Raw genomic sequence first — 565 nt, forward strand, 5'->3', positions numbered from 1 at the left:
GAACCTCGTCCGATGTGGTCAGCTTTGTTAGCAGACTTGCGACAAAATCTTCCAGTGGGGATGATGGCGGCGAAGTTTCATTTCGGGTTAGCTGAAGCTATATCAACAATGGTTGAACGGTTAAGTTTTGAAACGGAGTTTCATCAAGTTATTTTAACAGGAGGTGTGTTTCAAAATCAAATTTTACTGACTCAAGTTCGCGAGCGCTTAATGTCTAAGAATTTGGAAGTTTTAACGCACAGTCAAGTTCCTTCTAATGATGGCGGACTCTCTCTCGGACAAGCCGTGATTGCATCTGCTAAACTAAAAGAAGAATAAACGTTTTTTCAATCCTATTGTTTAGATTACAAAAAAAAATGTGTTTAGGAATTCCCGGTCAAATTACTGAAATTACCGACACCACCAACAAGTTAGCAATGGTTAATATTGCGGGTGTAAAACGACAGGTTAATATTGCTTGTATCGTCGATGAAACTCACCCCGTTGAGTCTTGCGTTGGGGATTGGGTGTTAGTTCATGTGGGTTTTGCCATGAACCGAATTGATGAAAAAGAAGCCGCAGAAAC

2 protein-coding genes are annotated in these 565 nt (G+C 40.5%); both read left to right on the forward strand.

All coding sequences use genetic code 11. From position 1 onward, the window contains the following. Positions 1-318, forward strand: a 318-nt coding sequence (locus M595_RS28420) for a Kae1-like domain-containing protein (RefSeq protein ID WP_023069996.1), incomplete at its 5' end; no start/stop codon positions are given. A 38-nt stretch (positions 319-356) separates the two neighbouring features. Further along, positions 357-565 (forward strand): HypC/HybG/HupF family hydrogenase formation chaperone (locus M595_RS28425; protein ID WP_023069995.1); only part of this gene is annotated, 209 nt, incomplete at its 3' end.

This window comes from Lyngbya aestuarii BL J (assembly GCF_000478195.2).
Lineage (GTDB): Bacteria > Cyanobacteriota > Cyanobacteriia > Cyanobacteriales > Microcoleaceae > Capilliphycus > Capilliphycus aestuarii.